Here is a 1241-nt window from a genome sequence, read left to right on the forward strand (position 1 = left end):
CCACTCACGCGCGTGAGCGAGGGAAGCGAAGCGGTCCGGATAGTCCGGCTGGTACTTCGTGGTGCGGAACTGGCTCTCGCTGAACGGGTTGTCGTTGCTGACCCGGGGCCGGGAATGGCTCCGGGTCACGCCGAGGTCGAGGAGAAGCTGGGAGACCTGCTTGGAGGTCATCGAGGTGCCCCGGTCGGCGTGCACGGTGTGCGGCACAACCTGGTTGCGCTCGATCGCCTCACGGATCAACTCCTCGGCCCGCACGGCGGATTCGGCGGTCTCGACGGTGTGGCCGACCACGTAGCGGGAGTAGATGTCGAGGATGACGTAGCCGTGGTACCACATCCCCTTCGCCGGACCCGCCAGGCGCGTGATGTCCCAGCTCCACACCTGCGAGGGCCCGTCGGCCACCAGTTCCGGAACCGTGCGAGACGGGTGGGTGGCCTGCCGCCGGCGTTCACCGTCCTGCCCGGCCTCCTTCAGGACCCGGTACATGGTGCGCTCGGAACAGTGGTAGCGGCCCTCGTCCAGCTCACGGGCGTAGATCTGCGCGGGCGGCAGGTCCACGTACTCGGGCCGGTTCATCAACTCCAGCACCGCCTCCCGCTCGGCCACCGACAACGCGTTGACCGGCGTCGGACGCGGTGCCTTCGGCCTGGGCGGGGCCGGGTTCAGCCGCCGGTGGTGGGTGGCCCGGGAGCGTCCGGTCACACGGCACGCCGCCACGATGCCCACGTGCGGTGTGAGCTGTTCGACCAGGGCGTGGAGATGGTGTTCGAGGACGTCGTTCAGTCCGCGCTGTCGGAGACCGATTCCAACAGCGCGACAGCTTTTCCCAGCACCTCCACCGCGGCCCGGTTCTTGGCCAGCTCCTTCTCCAGCCGCTCCACCTGCCTGCGCAGCTTGTCGTTCTCGGCCTCGGCGGGGTGCTTCTTCGGCCGGGCCGGGCTGGTGCGGTGGTCGGTCAGCCTCTCCAGCGCGCCGGCGTCCCGGGCCTGGCGCCACTCGATGATGTGGGAGTGGTACAGCCGCTCCCGGCGCAGGATCGCGCCCTTGTCCCCGGTGGGGGCCGCGTCGTACTCGGCGACGATCCGCAGCTTGTACTCAGGCGAGAAACGGCGCCGCTTCGGCCGCGGCGCGGGGTCTTGCTCGGAGGGCTTGGTGCTGGTCATGCGGGTGATGCTCCTGTCGTGCCCGCCCACAATATCTGATCATTTCGGGACGTCTCACCCGACGATGTCAGAGAGGGC

General features: G+C 69.1%; 2 protein-coding genes. Both read right to left on the bottom strand.

Annotated features, from left to right (window positions below; translation table 11 throughout):
* The coding region (locus tag JL475_RS41060) for a DDE-type integrase/transposase/recombinase (RefSeq protein ID WP_202282932.1) at nucleotides 1–702 on the bottom strand (702 nt) is incomplete at its 3' end.
* Nucleotides 703–779: 77 nt separating this feature from the next.
* Nucleotides 780–1163 carry a transposase gene (locus JL475_RS39045; protein WP_202282933.1) on the bottom strand — a complete coding sequence of 128 codons (384 nt, stop codon included), beginning with the start codon at nucleotides 1161–1163 and terminating at the stop codon, nucleotides 780–782.
* Nucleotides 1164–1241: the final 78 nt, after the last annotated feature.

It is taken from the genome of Streptomyces sp. M2CJ-2 (assembly GCF_016757295.1).
Lineage (GTDB): Bacteria > Actinomycetota > Actinomycetes > Streptomycetales > Streptomycetaceae > Streptomyces.

Coding starts and splice junctions, on each gene's coding strand:
- JL475_RS39045 (WP_202282933.1), bottom strand. CDS start 1,163: ATGACCAGCACCAAGCCCTCCGAGCAAGACCCCGCGCCGCGGCCGAAG.